Below are 2,164 nucleotides of genomic sequence, written 5' to 3' on the forward strand. Positions count from 1 at the left end.
CGGGCCTTCTCGCGATCCCAGTCCTGCAGGATCTCGGCGCCGCGGCGCGATTCCGTCTCGGCCACGTGGCGCTCGATCAGGCCCTTCAGCTCGGCCTCCCAATGCGGCTCTGTGACCGGGCAGCTGACCAGCGTTTCGCCGTTGACCAGCGTTTCCGCGCATCCCGATACTTCAGCCCCGGTCCAGGTGCTGCCATCAGGATGTCGGACACCTCCTCGACGCTAAACACCATGGGCACCTTCCGCGGTTGCGTGCGGAACTGCATGTACCGCTTCATCTCCTCGCGCCCGCAGGTCATGCCGAAGAAGAATCGCAGCGCCACGATCCGCACGTTGAACGTCGATGGCGTGACGCTGTTGTTTGTCATATGGAGCTGATAGGCGCGCAGATCCTCCGGCGTGGCCGTGTCAGGCGATCGCCCAAGGAAGGCCGCAAAATCCTTGATCGCCCGGATGTGGGCCTTCTGGGCTTTCTCGCCCATGCCCCGGATGCACATGTCTTCGATCATCCGCTGACGCAGCGGGCTTACTTTCTCCTCTGTGATGGGAGCCTCCTGTCTGATGATTGAGAAGGCCCCAATCGTCAGACAGGTCGGTCAGATCGCATGATGCGCGCCGTTACCCCCCGCGCCTCACACCATCACCCGAATGCGCCAATGCCGCGGAGATGCCGTAACAGGGCCGGCCCCGACTGGCATCGTTGTGCGTTGAATGATCGTTTGGTGTGAGGTGTCGTTGCCCTTGGCACGCTGTGCGGCGTGTCGACGGGATCGTGCCGAGAAGCGCGTCCCAAGATTTTGGACAACGAAAGGGCAACGACATGGAATTGTATATCGGACTGGATGTCTCTCTCGCAAGCACCGCGATCTGCGCGGTGTCCGGGCAGGGCAAGATCGTGATGGAAGCGACGGCGGCCAGCGAACCGGAAGAGCTTGTGGCAGCACTGAAAGCGATGCCGGGAGGGGTTGTGGCGGTGGGGCTGGAAGCAGGCCCGCTTTCGCAATGGCTTTATCGGTATTTGACCGATGCGGGCTTTGCCACGGTCCTGATGGAAACGCGGCAGGTGAAGGGCGCGCTGAAGGCGATGCCGATCAAGACGGACAGACGGGACGCGGAAGGCATCGCGCGGCTTTTGCAGATGGGGTGGTACCGACCTGTTCACTGCAAATCGGTGTCGGCGCAGGAAATGCGCGCGCTGCTGTCGGCGCGCAAAGCTATCCAGCAGGCGGCGATCAATCTTGAGCTGTCGATCCGCGGTGTGCTGCGCAACTTCGGGCTGAAGATGGGACGTGTTGCGAAGGGGCGCTTTGAGGCGCGCGTGCATGAATTGACCGAGGGCAATCCCATGCTGGAGGCAGCCGCAAACCCGATCCTCGCCACACGGCGGGCGCTGCGCCAGGAGCTGGCTGGTCTGGAAAAAGCCCTGCGCGATCACGCCAAAGAGGACCCGGTCTGCCGCATGCTCATGACAATGCCCGGGGTTGGCCCTGTCGTGGCCCTAACAGTCAAGGCGACCATCGATGACCCTGCGCGGTTCCGATCGTCCAAGGACATTGGCCCTTGGGTCGGGTTGACGCCGAGGCGTGAGCAGTCGGGTGAGCGCGACATTATGGGTCAGATCTCCCGGACCGGCGATGTCGGGTTGCGCACGGCGCTGTACCAGGCGGCGACGACCATGATGCACCGCGGCCGCAAAAACTGGCTGACCGCATGGGCGCTGAACGTGGCAAAGCGGCGCGGGAAGAAACGCGCCACCGTGGCGCTCGCCCGGCGCATCGGGGTTGTTCTGCACCGCATGTGGACGGACGGTACAGACTTCCGCTTCACCCGCGAGGACGTTGCGGAAGCCGTGGCAGCGTAAGCTCACTTCCCGAGGTACCCCTTGTCGTCAATCACGAAGAAGAAGGAGTTTGGCCGCGCCCGATGGCGCTGGTTCACCGAGGTCCCAACCCGGGACGCGGTCCCCGATGATGCCGTGAAGCCGCTGGTCCCCAGACCCCCGTTCTGAGGACGTCGTCGGAGATAGGCACACGGGAACCGTTTCTGGACTTGGCATGATGTGGCGGCCGACGCGCCGACTACGGACGGAAGTATCCGTGTTGATCAAGCGGTTTTCGGGGTCCACTTGCGATTAGCTTTGACGAGCGCATTTGCCATTTCGATAA

The 2,164-nt window shown here is 62.9% G+C and carries 1 protein-coding gene and 1 pseudogene; one reads left to right on the plus strand and one right to left on the minus strand.

The window, feature by feature from the left end; genetic code table 11:
* Positions 1-157: 157 nt before the first annotated feature.
* Positions 158-544, minus strand: a pseudogene (locus tag V8324_RS21595) (site-specific integrase); the annotation flags it as partial.
* 275 nt (positions 545-819) lie between these two features.
* On the opposite strand from V8324_RS21595, the gene V8324_RS21600 reads away from it, so the two are divergent.
* The gene (locus V8324_RS21600) at positions 820-1,860 is read left to right on the plus strand and encodes an IS110 family transposase (protein WP_336421951.1); all 1,041 of its coding nucleotides are present in this window, start codon (positions 820-822) and stop codon (positions 1,858-1,860) included.
* The last annotated feature ends 304 nt before the right edge of the window (positions 1,861-2,164 follow it).

Source organism: Roseovarius sp. D22-M7 (genome assembly GCF_037083785.1).
Taxonomy (GTDB): Bacteria; Pseudomonadota; Alphaproteobacteria; order Rhodobacterales; family Rhodobacteraceae; genus Roseovarius.